This window comes from Brevibacterium sp. CCUG 69071, assembly GCF_021023135.1.
Taxonomy (GTDB): Bacteria; Actinomycetota; Actinomycetes; order Actinomycetales; family Brevibacteriaceae; genus Brevibacterium.
In genome coordinates this window covers 240102-256923 of record NZ_PGFV01000005.1, presented here as the reverse complement: position 1 = coordinate 256923, position 16822 = coordinate 240102, and the positions used below count along the sequence as shown (strand labels likewise).

Sequence of the window (16822 nt, the reverse complement as noted above, 5' to 3'; positions counted from 1 at the left end):
CGAGAGGTGACCAGTGTGGCTCGACACAGTCGAATCAATCCTTGGCCACCTTGCCACGATCCTCGGCGTCCTCTTCGGGGCCGGCGGCATCGTCGGTATCCTCTACGGGCTCATCCGCCGCTGGTTGAGGTCCTCGAAACCACCCGCGGTCGACGTCGTCCAAGGCGAAGTCGTCGACCCTTTCGTGAAGTCCCTGCAGGACCAACTCACGGACGCGAAGACCGAGAGCGTGAAACTGCAGGAACTCCTCGACCGGGAACGTAAAGCCCACAAGGCCACCGACGACCGACTCGACACAGCCCGGTTCCGTCTCGCCGAAGCAGGACTGCCCTACCAAGACATCTGATCTCCAACCACAAGCCTCAGCCGACCGGCCAGGGGCTTTCTCTTTGCCCGAAAAGGAGGGCTCATGGCCACTGTCCAGGAAGTGATCTCCCGCGCTGATTCGTGGGTGGGCCACACCGAGAAGTACAACAACCGAACCCGCTTCAACGACAAGTTCTACGGCCGCGAGGTCAACGGCGCCGCCTACCCCTGGTGTGCCGCGTTCACGTCGGTCATCTGCGAGGAATCGGGGATGCGCCGGAACATCGACTACCCGCACTCAGCGGGTGTAGCGGTCTGCCGCAACTGGGCAATCCAGCACGGCAGGTGGGTCGCGCCCTCACAGATCCGCAAGGGCGACCTCGTCGTGTTCACGTTCTCCCACATCGCGTTCGCCCGAGCAGACGCAGCAGGCGGGGCGGTCAAGACCATCGAGGGCAACACCTCAGCCGGAACAGGCGGGTCACAGCGCGACGGTGGCGGAGTCCACCGCCGCACCAGGCCCCTCTCGCTCGTCCGCGGCGGCATCCGCCTCAACTACACCTCGGCATCCGCCGAAGCATCCACACCAGCCGAACCAGAAGGAGTCCTCGGCATGTCCAAGAGAATCACCACCAGCCGCCGCAAGGCACAGAAGGCCACCGGCACACGTCACCTGCAGATCGACGACAAGGGAAACTACTCGATCCTCGTCGGCCCCGCTGACTTCATCGTCTCCGCCAAAGCCGACATCAAGGGACTCAAGGCCGGAGAGCACGGGTATCTGATCCTCGCCGAGGTCATGTACAAGAAGGGCCAGCCCACGAAGATCTCCCGCGAGATCGCCACTGTGAAGGTCACCGCGAACACCACCGAGACCGTCACCGGATCCTATGGGCTGTTCAAGGACTACAAGGGGAAGTCCCCGCGCCTGCGCCTGATCTTCAAGACCTCCGCGAAGAAGGCCACCGCCTCCAACATCGTCGTCTCGGGTCTCCGGGACTGAAAGGACACATCATGAGCAACTACGCATCCAAAGAATTCTGGAAGGGCGCCGCCGAACGCGCCCTCCGTACCGCGGCTCAGACGGCGATCGCTCTCATCGGCACCGACCAGGTCGGACTCCTGGCCCTTGACTGGGCGCAGATCGCATCTGTCACGGCCACGGCCACGCTCCTGTCCGTGCTGATGTCCATCGCCGGCGGCGGCACAGGCTCCGGACCCTCGTTCACCAACGCCGAGGAGATCCCGGCAGAGGATGACGGCGGCCCGAACGTCGTCGGCGAGGAAGCATTCTTTGACGACCAGGACGAAGTCGTGGACGAGGACGCCCCCGAGGTGCTCGACGAGCTCGAAGTGCACAAGGCTGACGAGCAGGCGGCACTCGACGCGCAGCTCGACGCCGAGGTCGACGATACCCCACCACCCGAGGACTACCAGCCCCGACACTGACCTCGGACGCAACAAGACCCCCATCGCATCACGCGGTGGGGGTCTGTGTCGTGTCCGCGCCCGAGTGCACAATGACCTCATGACCGAGGACTACGGCACAGCGACCTGGAAGTACTGGCAGAAGATCCTCAACGAAGAGGGTGCCCGTCCGTCGTTCCGTAACCGTCCGCCTGTCCCGGTCCGTGCCCGCATCGAGTGGGAGAGCGACGGCGAGGAGTGGGTTGACGGCACCGCGGAGCGCCTCGGGTTCGATGGGGCGATCTACGTGCGCTTACATGACCGCCGCTGCTCTACGCTGGGTGCGTGGTTGCGGCCGGATGATGTGTGGTGGGAGGGGAAATGATGCGTTTACGATGCGCTTTGAACCCAAGTCGGCTCGCCCAGAGATCACGCGCCACTCGCACCCGACTCGATCATCGCCCCAGGTCAAGCGGTCATCACATCGACTTCGGTATCCACTCGAATGCTCTCAGGTTCACGATCGTTCAGAATGAATAGGTCGCGGGTTCGATTCCCGCAGGCGGCTCGGCAACTCCCTCTGACCAGCAAGTATGTTGGTCAGAGGGCTTTCTTTACTGCCCCACTGAATGGCTGCCTCGGCACAACGATGTCGACCCAAAGAAAGTGTCAGTGACCTGAGGCGCTGCATGGGGTCTCTTGCATGACGGAGACGCGTGCCCGGAGCTTGTGTTGAAGATGGCGGCTTTGTCGTCGATGGCCCGCACAGTGTAGCAATGCTCGTCAGTTCAACCATTCATTGTGAATTCGAAGAGTGAGCCGACTATGCGACCGGGTATATGAAGAGGGCCCGAACGGTCTTGCGTAGAAATTCACTCACCTTCTGCTGTCTTGGCCAACGTCACCTGACGATCTTCAGGTGAGGTGCCCTGAGCCGGGTGAGCGTTCTTGCTGGTCGTCTCGGAATTCTCATAAGGTCTTCGTACTCGGGTTCCTAGCCTCAATAGTTGGACTATTTGACTCGCAACCTGCGTGAGGCAGTCGCTCGTGCTTCAGGGTCGCACCTGAGACTGGATCTGGTATATTTCAACTTTGGAAGAGGCCCCTCGACAGTGAGGGCAATTACCTCAGGATGCGACTGTGCGAGCCGTGGTGTTGTGCGGGGCTGTGGCACGATGTCGGCATCATCGCTTGCGATATATCTACAAACTCGGGCGGTGCCGACTGGCGCAACCGGGCAACTCACCGGTCGAATCCTTCGATGGTGTACTGGCAGTCGGTCGCATTCGATAGTGTCACTGCGCACATAATCCGGCTCTTCGTAATTGAGAGTGTAGATCTGTGATTCCAGGACACGGTGTGGCGCTGCCCGGATAGACGTCGAGGTCTTCCGATGATGGAAGTTCTCACACAGTCCATCCGAAAGACCTCGACGTGGCCAAGCCTACTTTCTCAACCCCTGACCTCACGAGATTCTGCCGGCTCGACACCCTCGATCTCACCTGCACCGGCCAACACATCACCGGACACACAGCCATTCTGGAATGCCGACCCAACACTGCTGATGACTGGTGCCGTCGGTGTGGTGGGCACGAGATCGTCCGCGATACCGTCGTCCGTCGTCTGGCCCACGAACCTTTCGGCCACCGACCGACCACGCTTCATATTCGCCTCCGCCGCTACAAATGCGTCGAGTGCGGCCTGGTATGGCGGCAAGACACCACTGCTGCGGCACCACCGCGAGCGAAGATCTCTCGAACCGGCCTCGACTGGGCGTTGCGTGCTCTCGTCATCGATCACGATACTGTGTCCGTGATCGCTGCGAAACTCGCCGTGTCCTGGCACACCGCGAACTCCGCAATCCTCGCTGAAGGTCGCCGGTTGTTGATCAACGACCCGACCCGTTTCGACAGGGTCACCGTCATTGGTGTCGACGAGCACGTGTGGCGGCACACACGGCGTGGTGACAAGTACGTCACCGTCATCATCGACCTCACCCCGATCAGCCAGGCAGCAGGTCCGGCGCGGTTGCTCGACATGGTGCCGGGACGGTCGAAGCAGGTGTTCAAGCAATGGTTGAAGGCCCGTCCGAGGGACTGGCGTGAGGGCATCGACGTCGTCGCGATGGACGGATTCTCCGGGTTCAAAACAGCCTCAGCCGAAGAACTGCCCGACGCTGTCGAAGTCATGGACCCCTTCCACGTCGTCAAACTCGCCGGTGATGCACTCGACGAGGTACGTCGCCGAGTTCTCCTGCAAACGGTCATCGACGCCCTGACAACGAATCTGCCATCCGAACTTGTCGAGCTCAAACGCTTAGGACGAACTTTGAAGCGTCGAGCCTCCGATGTGCTCGCGTTCTTCACCCGACCGGGAACATCGAACGGTCCCACTGAAGCGATCAACGGCAGACTCGAACATCTCCGCGGGTCCGCGCTGGGATTCCGCAACCTCACGCATCACATCGCGAGGTGTCTACTCGAATCCGGTGGTTTCAGACCGGTTCTACACTCTCAATTACGATGAGCCCATAATCCTCAACGATTCCGAATTTCAGACTCAGAAGGATCTGCGTTTACGCTGTAATCGGCATATATCGCGCAGCTACCTCGGAGCAAACCTCGCCAATGGCAACTAAGAAGATCATCGAAACCCTGCAACGCCCAGAATTCACCACTGACACCCTTCAGATCGTGAAGACAGTCATCGCTGCCACGGCGGCATGGTGGCTGTCGATCACGATCCTTGACTCGGCCATGCCATTCCTCGCACCATGGACCGCTCTCCTCACCGTTCACGCGACGGTCTACCGGTCGCTCTCTCGAGGTGCGCAGTCGACGGTGGCCTCGGCGATCGGCGTTGGCCTGTCGTTCCTTATCGGCAGCTTCCTCGGGGTCAGCCTGTGGACGTTTGCTCTTGCACTGTTTGTCGGACTCATCGGAGCTCGCGTGACGTGGATCCGCGATGAGGGGATCGCCATTGCCACCACAGCGATATTCGTCCTTGGGAGCGGCTTCGACAGTCAGCAGCCCCTGCTCGTGGAACGCATCGTCGAGATCGCGCTCGGCGTCGCGGTCGGTCTCGCTGTCAACCTCATCATCATCCCGCCGATTCGGGACCGGCAAGCTTCCCGCTACGTCGACAGCATCAATCGGCGCATGGGCGACGTCCTGATGAGCATGTCAGACGAATTCAGCGACTCCTGGGACACCGACCGGGCTGAGGACTGGTTCCGCGAAACAGAATCGATGACCGACGAACTCAATACCGCTTGGCAGTCCGTGCGCTTCGCGCGAGAGAGCAGAAAGGCGAACCCGAGAGGAGACCTGCGAAAGACGCTCAAGAACCAGCGAGCGAACAGAGAGCACCATGAGGCAGGGGAAGAGGACTACTCAAACATTCTCTCTCGCGTCGATGAAGGAATCTCACACCTGCGGAATTTAGCTCGCACGCTCAGAGACGCCTCGTATGCCGAGGGGGAATGGGACACACGGTTCCGTCGCAAGTGGGCTGAGATCGTCAAGGACACCGGTCACTCCATCAGTGACCCTGACGCCGATGTCGAACCGGTCTATGATCGTCTGGACTCGCTGGCGAAGAACCTCTCAGGCGATGGAAAGCTGCCCGAAACCTCCTGGCCGCTCTATGGAGCTTTGATCACGAGTCTGCGACACATCGTCGTTGTCGTCGACGACGTCGCTTCCGCTCGGGAGGCGCGAGAACCGAATGACGCTTAGGGGGCCGTGGAAGAATGCCCTCAGGCTGTGGGTTTGAGCCTATGGTGCAATATGAGGAATCGCGTCAACCGATTGAAGTGGGAACCGCAATGTATAACTTATCTGTCATCGAGCGGTGGATACCACCGGCAGCCCGTAAACTGCAGTCTCATCAGGCATTCGTTGCTGTCACTGACCACCATGGCCGTGATCAGGGAGTCTCCATCTTGCGAGTCCAGGGCGGGCCTACCATCGTCACAACATCAGCCGAACTGGCTTCCCAGTTCGGACTCCGGGATAGTGAAATCATCACCGCTCAGCAAGCTGAGCACCTCGTCGAGACCGACGGCCTCGCCTACGACCCGCAAGAACATATCCGCCTCTTGTATGTACCAGAGGACCGTCGTGCAGGAATGCAGGAACAGGAATCGGATTCACGAACTAGACGTCTGACTCAAGCCGATGAAAAAGCATTCTCCGATTTGACGAAGGCCGCGCCACAGACAGATCTCGACGAAGCGCTCGTGGAACTTGACGATTGGCTGGTGTACGGAACGTTTGTCAACGAGTCACTTGCATCAGTATCCAGCATGTACATTCTGCAGGACACTCAGATTGCAGACATCGGGGTGATTACTCTCTCGAGAGCACGCCGGAATGGTCTAGCCAAAGCCACCGTTCGAGCGATTACGGCAGATGCCTTGGCTCAAGGTGCCGAACCGCAGTACCGGTGCCAATTCGATAATGCTGCGTCTACTTTCCTGGCGTCAGCAGTAGGATTCGAGCTTTTTGCAGATTGGAGGAAGCTCAGCTTAGTCACTCACTGTTCCTAGTTTCCATTAGCCTCGGCAGAGCAGTAGTGCGCCGACAACCTAGCTCCCGGCCGCACGATCACACCCGAATCTACAGAGGTGTCATGGCAGACGAGCATCAGGCTAGGTGGTCCACCCGCGTTGAGTCCGGGGGCATCGATTCTTCATCAGCTACCCTGAGCCCATGCCCTCATCGTCGAGTCCATCATGACCACTTGTGCTGTTGTTTGGTGTGACCGACCTGCTGTCTTGCGGGGCCTGTGCAGGCGCTGTTATGCCCGGTACCGCCGAGGCATCAGTCCTATTGCGCCAGGGCGAGGCTATGCGGTTGCCGAAGACAAGCAGCGCCTGCGGGTTGAGATCACGCGACGCCGTGAGTCTGGTGAGCGTGTTGCTGATATTGCCGCGGCAGTCGGGGTGGGGGTGTCCCCCGTTGGCAGGTGGTTACGCGAGTGGGGTGTTCAGGCCGGGCCGAGGAAAAGCGAGCGAGCGGCGAACCTGTGGCGGCCATGGAGCCAAGAAGACATCGAGTTCGCTGTGAGTCGCACCGATCTGACTGTGGCGGATCGCGCTGCGAAACTCGGTCGATCTGCGACAAGCGTGATCGAGTGCATAAGGAAACACTCTAGACGCTGAATGCACGGGACGGCCCTGGCGCCACGGCGGGGCCAGTTAGTTCTCACCGGCGAGGGCCGGGACCGATCGGGCAACGGAGAGTCGCCGACCTCGCCGACACCAGCCCGCTGGACGCGAGCACGCACCGGGACGGGTGGGCGATGACGTAACGAGCTACGGGCAGGTTCCTGGTTTAGGATCTTCTGCCATTCGCGCCACGTTCCACTGCAGACGTCACTGGACCCGATCATGCGGTCTAATATTGACCGAGGCAGTGACGCGGCAGAGGGCTCAACCGTGAAGCGAGGCCAACCCGTCGATGCGAGCATCGACGGTATACTTCAATTGCTATGCCGACGATGCTAGAAGGTGGTTACCTATGTCAATTCCTCGCGATTTGATCAAAATGGCTTTAACTCTTACTGTCGCAGCGGTCGTGGGTGCTGGGATTGCAACCATCGTCACCTGGTCGCGCTCTCGCAGGACAGAAGGAGACCAGGAATATCACCCATGGGACCACACCATTGCACCTTCCGACAGTGCTAGGTAGTCCCCACGCCGCTCTGAGAATTCCCCAGTAGCGCCCGGTATACTTCGGTGCCCAGCCAACCGCAGGAGCGAATCATGGAACTGATTCAACAAAGCCAAGACGAGTGCACCCTCCGCAATGGCGACACCGCCGCGTACCACGTCGCAATCACCGGTGACGTGCACAGCGACATCAGCGTGCCCGAACTGATACCGGGCCAACACGTCCAGTTCGAACTAGCTCCACCCCCGGAGAGGAAAACAGGTCAGCTGCAAGTGACCTGGGAAAATCACCTGGGCGAGAAACAGGTCCTCGACTTCGCGCTTCACTGAAGTAACTCGAAACGGAAACGACAATAGGCCCCCAGCCCACCGGAGTGGTGGGCTGGGGCATTCGAGTCTTGACTCCAAGCTGCTACGGCACTGCCTGCTCCGCGCGGTCAAACTGCTCACTCAGCATGGTGCCTCCGACCTCATACTTCGCGGAGGAGACCTCGTTGATCAGCACGTGCACGGATTCCGCAGGCGCTCCCGTACTCGATACAATCGCGTCAGTGATGCCACGTGTGATTCTCCGATACTGCGACTCCCTGTCGCCGTTCATGAGTTCGGGGACGATGTCGAGATTGACGATGGGCATAGCTTCTCCTTCTGTTCTTCGGCTCGTTCTTCAACTAGCCTGCTTGATACACAGCGAACCCGGAAGACGGCACTTTCAGGTCAGCAGCCATCTTCGAGGTAGGACATGTCAGCGACAGCACGGGACTATTGCGGTGAAGTCATGCGGACCACCATCGACATCGTCGGCGGTAGATGGACGATGCTGGTGCTGTGGGAGCTACTCATGTAAGAGCGTCGTTACGCGGACCTGCAGAGGCCGGTCATCGGAATATCGCAGAAGGTGCTCTCGAGCGAACTGAAGGCTCTAGTCGAACACGGCCTCGTCGATCGTGAAGTGGAACCCACTGTCCCTCCGCGGGTGACGTATCGAATCACAGATGAGGGCAGGAGCCTGGAACCGGTGGTCGAGGTTCTGCACAGATAGGGTCACGAGCATCGTTCGGAGGCGTGAACGTCTGCGCGACTAGCGCCGCAGCGGCGTAATGCGTCTGCACCCTCGCATGCATCATTCGTCCGCGACGAAATTGCTGAGCGCTTCAATTTGGCTTGCCCGAAACCTGCAAGTCCGCGGACAGAATCGGCGCGCGATGGCGGGCCGATTCATGCTGGGCGCATGGCGAGGCAGTCGTGCTTTGCATAGGTGCAGAACCGCGACGACTCCGGACCGGTCTCGACCGGTCCCCGGCCGCAAGCCATGACCGGGGATTACTGGCGACCAGGCAACGCCCGGCTGGTTTGACTCACCGGCAGCAATCCGCGCGTCGACCGGATGCTTAGCCGGTCTTTTGGCCGCAACGAACGATCGCGAAGTCGGGGTCAACGTTGGGGGATCGCAACATCAGGGTCCTGTCACGCCTTTCACCTTCGAGTCGCAGACTTCGCCTCTATGCTTACTCACACTAGCGGACATAGGGAGGCCATCATGGGACTCGGTTCTTACGTCAGAAAGTTCAAGGCCGCACTCCGGGGAGGGAAAGGCCGGCAGCTCCTCGACCAGGCCGAATCCGCCGCGCGCAGGGCCACCGGAGGACGCCATGACGAGAAGATCAAGAAAGCTCGTGACGCGGCCGATCGGGCGATCGGCCTCGATGACGATGACCCCAATGACCGCCCCGCCGGTCGCCGATAGAACCACGCAATCAAGTCCCGCGCGCAATGGTCTGAAGTGAGTCGACGACAGAGCATCTCAGCCGCCAGGCGATGCCAGGAACCTCAAGTAGAATCCGCTGAACGCGCCAACGCACCGGCCACCCCACTCATTGTTGTTGCCGGCGTCCCCGGTGCCGGCAAGACTGAGGCACTCAAGGCTCTGCGGATTCAATCTCCCGGGCTTCGTATGGCGGACCCGGACCGTGTACGTTGTCGCTTGCGTCGCTTGGTGCCGTGGTTGCCCTACGCGTATGGTCGACCAATCGTCCACGTAATCGCCCATCTCTGGGTATTCGCCCGGATTCTCAACCGCGGCCGCGGTTCTCTTGTGGTCCATGACCCGGGAACTCGACGTTGGAGTCGACGAATGATTGTCGAACTTGCCCGACTGTGTGGGTACCGCCCGATGATCATCTACATCGAAACGAATCGTGACACGGCGCTCAAGGGTCAAACGCAACGGAAAAGAGTCGTCCGCAGCTATTCCTTCAAGCGGCACTGGGAACACTGGCTCGAACTGCAGAACCACATACTCGAAACTGGGGAAGTCGGGGCTGATGAGCCTTGGTGTCGTGTCGTGCTCTCGCGCCGAGAAGCGGTCGTCGATGATGTTCTTGGATTGCTCAGTCCGCGTCGGATCGAGTCGTCGTGAGGAATTGCGCCTCATTGAAAGCGGTCCGGAGAACATCGGTACTTGCCCGAGGCCGCGCCTATGTCCGCTGCAACAGCCCGATCGCCATGGCCGCAGCTGCCTCGCACCGGTTCCGCATAACCGTCATAGTGGGAAGTGTCCATGAGTGCGTCCGTGAGTTCGACTCGCCAGGTGGGGGTGAGTTCAAGTGCTGACGAACGGATGCCGGATGAGACCTGCAGTCGGTCGCGACACATCGGAGGCTCGGATCTGCTCATCGGTGGTGACATTGAAATCGCCGCGGTCGAGGAAGGGTTTGAGCGCAATGTCCTCGATGTGATCCCTGCTGCTGGGCGCCATCTGATGAGGTCAGAGACCGTGACGAACCGATAGCCTCGGTCCTTCAGCCGATCGATGACGGGAGCGACGACGTTTTGTATTGTTGTCCTGCCGGGCCAGGGGTGGAGGAAGATGATCGACCCGGGCTGGGTGTTATCGACTGTCGTATCGAGGATGTCAGCGCTGTTCTGTGGATTGCCGGATCAGTACTCGAAGGAGACATCCCACGTCACCGTCAGGCGGTCATGCTTGACAATGAATGAAACGGGCAGCCTGGCTCGATCCAGCGCTCAGCTGGCGCGCTATCTCGGCACTGACTCGGCAATCCTGAGTATCGTCAAGCGAACTGGAGCAACGAAGATTTGCTGTCGATAAGGTTTGGCCAGCATCAAGAGAAATTCTGATCGCGTGAAACGATTGGCCCACCCGCATCATGAATGGGTCGCAGGTTCAATTCCCGCAGGCGGCTCGGAAACTGCTTAATCGCCAGACTCAACCGTCTGCGAGAGGGGAGTTTTTCGTGCCCATGAGTTCGTCGACCAAGGTGTTCACGAGCGCCCCCATCCGGAAGCGAGCAGGAATCGCCACCTTGATCCCGTGGTCCCATAGAGGCGCGGCGGTGACGTCGCCGACGGCTGCGGCAAGGACCCGGTGCTCGTCCGTGAACGCGGCGATGACCTCAGGCAGCAAGTCCTGTTCCTCGGCTGCCTTGAGGAAGGCGGAAGCCCCGGGTGCAGAGGTGAAGGCCACCGCATCACACTCCCTGCGTGCAACCAATTCGACGGCAGCCACTACGGCATCGGGATCGGGTGCAGGCCCCCACCGGTAGATCACCAGCGAGCAGACATCGGCGCCGGCGGCGTCGAACGCCTCATTGAGTCCGTCGGCTCCAGACCCGTGATGCTGAATTGCGATGCGCTCGCCGTTCACGCCTGCTTCGAGCAGCTTCTCCTGGATCTCCGCGCTGGTCTCCGACTCGGCGACCCAGCTGGCTTTCAGTCCGGCGGCCTGAATCGCCCCTCGTGCCTTCGGCCCGCGGGCGATGATGCGAGCCTCGGACAGCATGGCATGCCATTGCTCGGCGAGCCCGCCGGCTTCGGCCACCTCCGCCCACCCCCTGAACCCGACGCCGGTCGTGATGACGACGATGTCGGGCCGCTCATCGATGAGAGCGCGAGTGCGAGCGAGAAGTTCGGGATCGTCGACATGCGGCACCACCGACAGGGTCGGTGCATGCATGATAGTCGCTCCACGCCGTTCGAGCGCGGTGGCGAACTGTTCGGCTCGCCTCTGGGCCGTCAGCACGATCCGCTTGCCGGTCAGGGGGAGCGCATCGCCATCAGTGGACTCTTCCATGCTCTTATCCTTGTCGAGCAGGATCCGCAGGGCAACTTCCCGGGATCAGCTCAGCAGCGAACCGAGCGAGGCGACGAAGCCTCCGAGCAGAAATGCGCTGATGCCGATGACCAGAGGCCGATTGTCCATTCCCGCGTCATCGCCGAGGGCGTGGTGGGTGATGGCGTGCCCCTTCCCGCCACGCAGCAGGGCTCGATTGACGGGCCAGGCGGCGAAGAAGGCAACTGTCAGAGAGATTGCCATGGACACCCAGAAGATGGGATTGAGCAGGCCGGCATTCATTGCACCGGGAATCACCAGCATCACCAGGTTGTCCACGATCTCCATAGTCGCAATCGACAGAGTGTCGGCGGCGAGGACCAGGCTCAGGGCTGCCCACAGTGCGATGCCGCCGCGCACCAGCGGCAGTGCCGAGAGGGAATAGCCGAAGACGAACGCCAGTCCGATCGACAGGATTGTGGTGGGCAGATTCGACCAGCCGGCGGCGGTGCCGACAAGTAGCCCGATGATCTCGCCGATCGCGCACCCCGTCAGGCAGTGCAATGTCGCCCCGACCGCCATCCCCGACATGTCATGGGCGTGGCCCGATGCGTGACCATCGTCGCTGTGGTGAGCATCGTCGTGTCCGCCATGCATGTGGCTGCTCATCGAACACCTCCTTCACCAATACCACCAGGGGGTATCTGAATTCGGACGTTACGCTTCTTGCCCACGAGGGTCAATCAACCACCGGTCACCGACGTGCATCGTATCCAACGACGGCGGCGACCGCGGGCTTCGCGGTGCGCGCACAGAGACGTGCGGACCGCACGACTGCGACAGTCGCCAGAGTGAGTCCGCTTCCGGCCAGCATGAGTCCGACGACGAGATTCCTGCGCGAATCGCTGCGACACTCGACGATGCCGGCAGGCAGCGACCGATTCGCCGACTCGGTGATCTGAACGCCGCTGATGCCCGACGGACAGGTCCACATTGCCTCGTCGTCGACGTAGAAACCCTGCCCCAACTCGACGAAGAAGCCGCCGATGAGGAGGCAGAGTGCCACGGTGCCGATGACGACCGTGACGGTCGAGTTCAGCCGCCGCCCGTACTCCACGGCGACAAAACCGAGGATGGTGACGATGTTGGCACCGATGGCGACGAGCCACAGGGTGTGGCCCAGCTCCGACCAGAGAGTATCCGGCAGAGAATACTCGTCGTGGGTGTGGTCGCTGGCGAGTGGAACGATGCTACTTCTTCTTCGGCTTGAACGACGTCGAGCACTTCCAGGTCGTCTTGCCCTTCTTCGCCACGACGGTCACCGAGACCTTCTTGCCGGGAGTCGCACCCGAAATGTAGTACTTCAGCGAGGCCTTGCCCTTCTTCGAGGCGGTCGCCTTCTTCTGCGTCTTCGTCGTCTTGTAGTGCGCGGTCGTCGTGATCTTCGCCTTCGAGCCGACCTTGGAGACATTGACCCAGGTGTTCGAGTACTGGCGCGGCTTCGAGTTCGACATCTTCGCCGAACACTTCTTGGTCGCGGCCTCGGCCGGGGGTGCGTCGAGCACGATAGGGCCGGCGAGCAGACCGAGGGCCAGGAACAGTGCGAGGAATTTCGAGCCGAAACGAGCAGGGGTGATTCGGGCAGGAATGATCGAGGACATGATTCTCCGGGAAACTAAGAGTGTTAGATGGACCAATTCTAAGCACTGCGGGCGTGATTTCCGGCATTCGCCAACCGGTCTTAGAAAGTGATTTTGGTCACACCCCCATCCTCGCTCGAACGCTGGGACGCGCCCCTGGTTCGTGTTGACCGTCACAGCCAACTGGTATTGAATGGGGGTGTGAATGTTACTGAACGATCGATCAGCCGCGCGGCCGTTCGGCCGTCATCGACTCATCCACGTCAGGGATCCCACTCGGGGTCCCCGGACGCTCCCTAGGACTGTGAGGACCACATGAGCGAAGCGTACATCTACGATGCGGTGCGCACCCCGCGCGGTAAGAATCGCGGCGGCGCGCTGCACAGTGTCAAACCCATCGACCTCGTGACCGGGCTCATCGATGCCCTGCGCGAACGCAATCCCGACCTCGACGACAAGGCCATCGATGACATGGTCCTCGGCGTCGTCTCACCCGTCGGCGAGCAGGGCGGGGACATCGCCCGCACCGCCGCCCTTGTCGCCGGTCTCGACGAATCGGTGGCCGGGGTCCAGATCAACCGCTTCTGCGCTTCGGGGCTCGAAGCCGTCAACATGGCCGCCCAGAAGGTCGGCTCCGGCTTCGAGAGCCTCGTCCTCGCCGGCGGCGTCGAATCGATGTCCCGCGTGCCCCTCGGCTCCGACGGCGGCGCATGGGCTCAAGACCCGACGACGAACTTCGACACCTACTTCGTGCCCCAGGGCATCGGCGCCGACCTCATCGCCACCACCGAAGGATTCAGCCGTACCGACGTGGACACCTTCGCCGCCGAATCCCAGAAACGCGCCGCCTCGGCGTGGGAGAACGGCTACTTCGCGAACTCGATCATCCCCGTCAAGGACATCAACGGGGTCACCCTCCTCGACCGCGATGAGCACATGCGCCCCGGATCCACCGTGGAATCCCTGTCACAGCTCAACCCTGCCTTCACCAAGGTCGCCGCCCAGGCCGGATTCGACGAGGTGGCCCTGCAGAAGTACCACTGGGTCGAAGCCATCGACCACGTCCACACCGCCGCGAACTCCTCGGGAATCGTCGACGGCGCCGGCCTCGTCATCGTCGGCGACGCCGAGGTTGGCCAGACGATGGGAATGAAGCCGCGCGCCCGCATCGTCGCCACCGCCGTGACCGGATCCGAGCCCACCATCATGCTCACCGGACCGACCCCGGCCACCCAGAAGGTCCTCGACAAAGCGGGCCTGACCGTCGAGGACATCGACCTCTTCGAGCTCAACGAGGCCTTCGCCGCAGTCGTCCTCAAGTGGATGAAGGACCTGTCCATCCCGCACGAGAAGGTCAACGTCAACGGCGGCGCCATCGCCATGGGCCACCCCCTGGGAGCCACCGGCGCCATGATTCTGGGCACCGTCCTCGACGAACTCGAACGCCGCGACCTCAAGCGCGGCCTCGTCACGCTGTGCATCGGCGGCGGCATGGGCATCGCGACGATCATCGAAAGGGTCTGACATGACGAACACTGACAACTCCACCACGGAATACGCACACACCACCGACGCCGAGGGCATCGTCACGGTCGTCGTTGATGACCCGAACGCCAAGGTCAACACCATGAACGAGCACTTCGCGGCCGCCCTCGAGGGCACCGTGAACTGGCTCGAGGCCAACGTCGACGACATCACCGGCGTCATCCTCACCTCGGCGAAGAAGACCTTCTTCGCCGGCGGCAATCTCAACAAGCTGCGCGCGGCCGACCCCGAGAACTCAGAAGCCGAGGCCGCACAGACCAATCACGTCAAGTCCCTGCTGCGTCGCCTGGAGACCCTGGGCAGGCCGGTCGTCGCCGCGATCAACGGCGCCGCCCTGGGCGGCGGACTCGAACTCGCCTTGGCCTCCCACCACAGGGTCGCGGCCGACGGCGTCTCGAGCCTGCGCGTCGGCTTCCCCGAGGTCTCCCTCGGGCTGCTCCCCGGAGGCGGCGGCGTCGCGCGAACCGTGCGACTGCTCGGCATCCAGGAGGCCCTGCAGAAGGCGATCCTGCCCTCGACGAAGTTCAAGGCCGCCGACGCCCTCGACCTCGGCCTCGTCGACGAGCTCGCTCCTCTCGCCGAACTCGAGGATCGGGCCCGAGACTGGATCCGGGCCAACCCCGAGGCCGCTCAGCCCTGGGACGTCAAGGGCTTCAAGATCCCCGGCGGATCCCCGACATCACCGAAGCTCGGCGCCATGCTGCCGGCGATTCCGGCACTGCTGCGCCGCCAGACCAAGGGTGCGCCGATGCCGGCCCCGCGCGCGGTCATCGCCGCCGCCGTCGAAGGCGCCTACGTCGACATCGACACCGCTCTGGCCGTCGAGACCCGCTACTTCGTCCACCTCACCCACACTCCCGTGGCGAAGAACATGATCAAGGCCTTCTTCTTCGACCTCGGACACATCAACTCCGGCGGATCCCGACCCGAGGGCATCGCGCCCCGGCCGGTGACGAAGCTCGGTGTGCTCGGAGCGGGCATGATGGGCGCGGCGATTGCCTACACCGCGGCCAAGGCCGGCATCGAGGTCGTCCTCAAGGACGTCGAACTCGCCGCCGCCGAGAAGGGCAAGGCCTACGCCGCCAAGCGAGAGGAATCCGCCCTGTCCAAGGGCAAGACCACGGAAGAGAAGTCCAAGGCGGTCCTCGACCGGATCACCCCGAGCGCCTCGGTCGAGGACTTCGCCGGGGTCGACTTCGTCATCGAAGCCGTCTTCGAATCCGTGCCCGTCAAACAGCAGGTGTTCCAGGAGATCCAGAACGTCGTCGCTCCCGACGCCGTCCTCGGGTCGAACACCTCGACGCTGCCGATCACGGAACTGGCCACCGGAGTCGACCGGGATGCGGACTTCATCGGCGTCCACTTTTTCTCGCCGGCGGACAAGATGCCGCTGGTCGAGATCATCCGCGGCGAGAAGACCTCGGACGAGACCCTGGCCCGCACCTTCGACCTCGTCCAGCAGATCAAGAAGACCCCGATCGTCGTCACCGACTCCCGCGGCTTCTACACCTCCCGTGTCATCGGCACCTACATCGCCGAGGCGGTCGCCGCCGTCGGTGAGGGCGTGGAGCCGGCCACCGTCGAACAGGCGGCTCTCCAGGCCGGGTACCCGACCGGTGCCCTGCAGCTGCTCGACGAGCTGACGCTGACCCTGTCCCAGAAGATCCGCCAGGAGACGAAGGCCGGCACCGAGGCGGCCGGCGGCACCTGGGTCGAGCATCCCTCCGAGTCCGTCATCGACTGGATGGTCGAGCAGGGCCGCACCGGACGCAAGGACGGCGCCGGCTTCTTCGACTACGACGAGTCCGGCAAGCGGACCACGCTGTGGCCGGGGCTGCGGGAGAAGTTCGAGTCCGGTTCCACGGATCAGCCCTTTGCCGATCTGCAGGAGCGGATGCTCTTCGCCGAGGCGATCGAGACGATCAAATGCCTCGACGAGGGAGTGCTCACCTCCGTGCCCGATGCCAACATCGGATCGATCTTCGGCATCGGCTTCCCCGCCTGGACCGGCGGCGTCCTCCAATACGTCAACCAGTACGAGGGCGGTCTGGCCGGCTTCGTCGAGCGGGCGAAGGAACTCGCGGCGAACTACGGCGAGCACTTCACCCCGCCGGCCTCACTGGTCGAGCGGGCGAAGACGAACGAGACCTACGAGTAGGAGCTCCGGCCACGTAGGAA

At 61.9% G+C, this 16822-nt stretch carries 18 protein-coding genes and 1 pseudogene; 13 read left to right on the top strand and 6 right to left on the bottom strand.

All coding sequences use genetic code 11. The annotated features are described in order from the left end of the window. Positions 1 to 13: 13 nt before the first annotated feature. From CV023_RS15200 to CV023_RS15165, 8 genes are all read left to right on the top strand, one after another. Positions 14 to 346 carry a hypothetical protein gene (locus tag CV023_RS15200; protein WP_230747228.1) on the top strand — a complete coding sequence of 111 codons (333 nt, stop codon included), beginning with the start codon at positions 14 to 16 and terminating at the stop codon, positions 344 to 346. A 63-nt stretch (positions 347 to 409) separates the two neighbouring features. After that, positions 410 to 1309 carry a hypothetical protein gene (locus CV023_RS15195; RefSeq protein WP_230747227.1) on the top strand — a complete coding sequence of 300 codons (900 nt, stop codon included), beginning with the start codon at positions 410 to 412 and terminating at the stop codon, positions 1307 to 1309. An 11-nt stretch (positions 1310 to 1320) separates the two neighbouring features. Next, the gene (locus tag CV023_RS15190) at positions 1321 to 1755 is read left to right on the top strand and encodes a holin (RefSeq protein WP_230747226.1); all 435 of its coding nucleotides are present in this window, start codon (positions 1321 to 1323) and stop codon (positions 1753 to 1755) included. A 79-nt stretch (positions 1756 to 1834) separates the two neighbouring features. Next, positions 1835 to 2098, top strand: a complete 264-nt coding sequence (locus CV023_RS15185) for a hypothetical protein (protein WP_230747225.1) — start codon at positions 1835 to 1837, stop codon at positions 2096 to 2098. Positions 2099 to 3147: 1049 nt separating this feature from the next. Next, the gene (locus CV023_RS15180) at positions 3148 to 4239 is read left to right on the top strand and encodes an ISL3 family transposase (protein WP_230747224.1); all 1092 of its coding nucleotides are present in this window, start codon (positions 3148 to 3150) and stop codon (positions 4237 to 4239) included. 167 nt (positions 4240 to 4406) lie between these two features. After that, complete coding sequence (locus CV023_RS15175) at positions 4407 to 5450, top strand: FUSC family protein (protein WP_230747222.1); 1044 nt, start codon at positions 4407 to 4409, stop codon at positions 5448 to 5450. 41 nt (positions 5451 to 5491) lie between these two features. Continuing rightward, positions 5492 to 6262, top strand: a complete 771-nt coding sequence (locus tag CV023_RS15170; protein ID WP_230747220.1) for a GNAT family N-acetyltransferase — start codon at positions 5492 to 5494, stop codon at positions 6260 to 6262. Between the two features lie 1218 nt (positions 6263 to 7480). After that, on the top strand, positions 7481 to 7717 hold the full coding sequence (locus CV023_RS15165) for a hypothetical protein (protein WP_230747218.1): 237 nt from the start codon (positions 7481 to 7483) through the stop codon (positions 7715 to 7717). 82 nt (positions 7718 to 7799) lie between these two features. Here the strand turns inward: CV023_RS15165 and CV023_RS15160 are convergent, their stop codons facing one another. Continuing rightward, the gene (locus CV023_RS15160; RefSeq protein ID WP_230747216.1) at positions 7800 to 8024 is read right to left on the bottom strand and encodes a 2-hydroxymuconate tautomerase; all 225 of its coding nucleotides are present in this window, start codon (positions 8022 to 8024) and stop codon (positions 7800 to 7802) included. A 225-nt stretch (positions 8025 to 8249) separates the two neighbouring features. Here CV023_RS15160 and CV023_RS19175 point away from each other — a divergent pair. The 3 genes and pseudogenes from CV023_RS19175 to CV023_RS15150 all read left to right on the top strand — a co-directional run. Continuing rightward, positions 8250 to 8429 (top strand): annotated as a pseudogene (locus CV023_RS19175) (winged helix-turn-helix transcriptional regulator); the annotation flags it as partial. 498 nt (positions 8430 to 8927) lie between these two features. Continuing rightward, entirely contained in the window at positions 8928 to 9134 is a 207-nt protein-coding gene (locus tag CV023_RS15155) for an Rv0909 family putative TA system antitoxin (RefSeq protein ID WP_230747214.1), read from the top strand. A gap of 36 nt (positions 9135 to 9170) precedes the next feature. Further along, complete coding sequence (locus tag CV023_RS15150; RefSeq protein ID WP_230747212.1) at positions 9171 to 9806, top strand: AAA family ATPase; 636 nt, start codon at positions 9171 to 9173, stop codon at positions 9804 to 9806. Between the two features lie 183 nt (positions 9807 to 9989). On the opposite strand, the gene CV023_RS15145 is transcribed toward CV023_RS15150, so the two are convergent. From CV023_RS15145 to CV023_RS15125, 5 genes are all read right to left on the bottom strand, one after another. Further along, complete coding sequence (locus tag CV023_RS15145) at positions 9990 to 10145, bottom strand: hypothetical protein (protein ID WP_230747211.1); 156 nt, start codon at positions 10143 to 10145, stop codon at positions 9990 to 9992. 471 nt (positions 10146 to 10616) lie between these two features. Next, on the bottom strand, positions 10617 to 11480 hold the full coding sequence (locus CV023_RS15140; RefSeq protein WP_230747209.1) for a uroporphyrinogen-III synthase: 864 nt from the start codon (positions 11478 to 11480) through the stop codon (positions 10617 to 10619). 45 nt (positions 11481 to 11525) lie between these two features. Further along, the gene (locus CV023_RS15135; RefSeq protein ID WP_230747207.1) at positions 11526 to 12128 is read right to left on the bottom strand and encodes a DUF4396 domain-containing protein; all 603 of its coding nucleotides are present in this window, start codon (positions 12126 to 12128) and stop codon (positions 11526 to 11528) included. 85 nt (positions 12129 to 12213) lie between these two features. Further along, positions 12214 to 12576, bottom strand: coding sequence for a hypothetical protein (locus CV023_RS15130; protein WP_230747204.1), 363 nt, complete (start codon positions 12574 to 12576; stop codon positions 12214 to 12216). 133 nt (positions 12577 to 12709) lie between these two features. Then, positions 12710 to 13120 (bottom strand): hypothetical protein, encoded by a 411-nt coding sequence (locus CV023_RS15125; protein WP_230747202.1) that lies wholly within the window; start codon positions 13118 to 13120, stop codon positions 12710 to 12712. 294 nt (positions 13121 to 13414) lie between these two features. Between CV023_RS15125 and CV023_RS15120 the strand changes: the two genes are divergently transcribed. Then, entirely contained in the window at positions 13415 to 14623 is a 1209-nt protein-coding gene (locus CV023_RS15120) for an acetyl-CoA C-acetyltransferase (protein ID WP_230747200.1), read from the top strand. 1 nt (position 14624) lies between these two features. Next, the gene (locus tag CV023_RS15115) at positions 14625 to 16802 is read left to right on the top strand and encodes a 3-hydroxyacyl-CoA dehydrogenase NAD-binding domain-containing protein (RefSeq protein ID WP_230747199.1); all 2178 of its coding nucleotides are present in this window, start codon (positions 14625 to 14627) and stop codon (positions 16800 to 16802) included. Positions 16803 to 16822: the final 20 nt, after the last annotated feature.

What these genes read in the sequence shown, in the direction of transcription:
- CV023_RS15120 (WP_230747200.1), top strand. Translation starts at nt 13,415, where the DNA reads ATGAGCGAAGCGTACATCTACGATGCGGTGCGCACCCCGCGCGGTAAG.
- CV023_RS15155 (WP_230747214.1), top strand. Translation starts at nt 8,928, where the DNA reads ATGGGACTCGGTTCTTACGTCAGAAAGTTCAAGGCCGCACTCCGGGGA.
- CV023_RS15165 (WP_230747218.1), top strand. Translation starts at nt 7,481, where the DNA reads ATGGAACTGATTCAACAAAGCCAAGACGAGTGCACCCTCCGCAATGGC.
- CV023_RS15115 (WP_230747199.1), top strand. Translation starts at nt 14,625, where the DNA reads ATGACGAACACTGACAACTCCACCACGGAATACGCACACACCACCGAC.
- CV023_RS15140 (WP_230747209.1), bottom strand. Translation starts at nt 11,480, where the DNA reads ATGGAAGAGTCCACTGATGGCGATGCGCTCCCCCTGACCGGCAAGCGG.
- CV023_RS15190 (WP_230747226.1), top strand. Translation starts at nt 1,321, where the DNA reads ATGAGCAACTACGCATCCAAAGAATTCTGGAAGGGCGCCGCCGAACGC.
- CV023_RS15145 (WP_230747211.1), bottom strand. Translation starts at nt 10,145, where the DNA reads ATGGCGCCCAGCAGCAGGGATCACATCGAGGACATTGCGCTCAAACCC.
- CV023_RS15170 (WP_230747220.1), top strand. Translation starts at nt 5,492, where the DNA reads ATGGTGCAATATGAGGAATCGCGTCAACCGATTGAAGTGGGAACCGCA.
- CV023_RS15195 (WP_230747227.1), top strand. Translation starts at nt 410, where the DNA reads ATGGCCACTGTCCAGGAAGTGATCTCCCGCGCTGATTCGTGGGTGGGC.
- CV023_RS15135 (WP_230747207.1), bottom strand. Translation starts at nt 12,128, where the DNA reads ATGAGCAGCCACATGCATGGCGGACACGACGATGCTCACCACAGCGAC.
- CV023_RS15185 (WP_230747225.1), top strand. Translation starts at nt 1,835, where the DNA reads ATGACCGAGGACTACGGCACAGCGACCTGGAAGTACTGGCAGAAGATC.
- CV023_RS15125 (WP_230747202.1), bottom strand. Translation starts at nt 13,120, where the DNA reads ATGTCCTCGATCATTCCTGCCCGAATCACCCCTGCTCGTTTCGGCTCG.
- CV023_RS15160 (WP_230747216.1), bottom strand. Translation starts at nt 8,024, where the DNA reads ATGCCCATCGTCAATCTCGACATCGTCCCCGAACTCATGAACGGCGAC.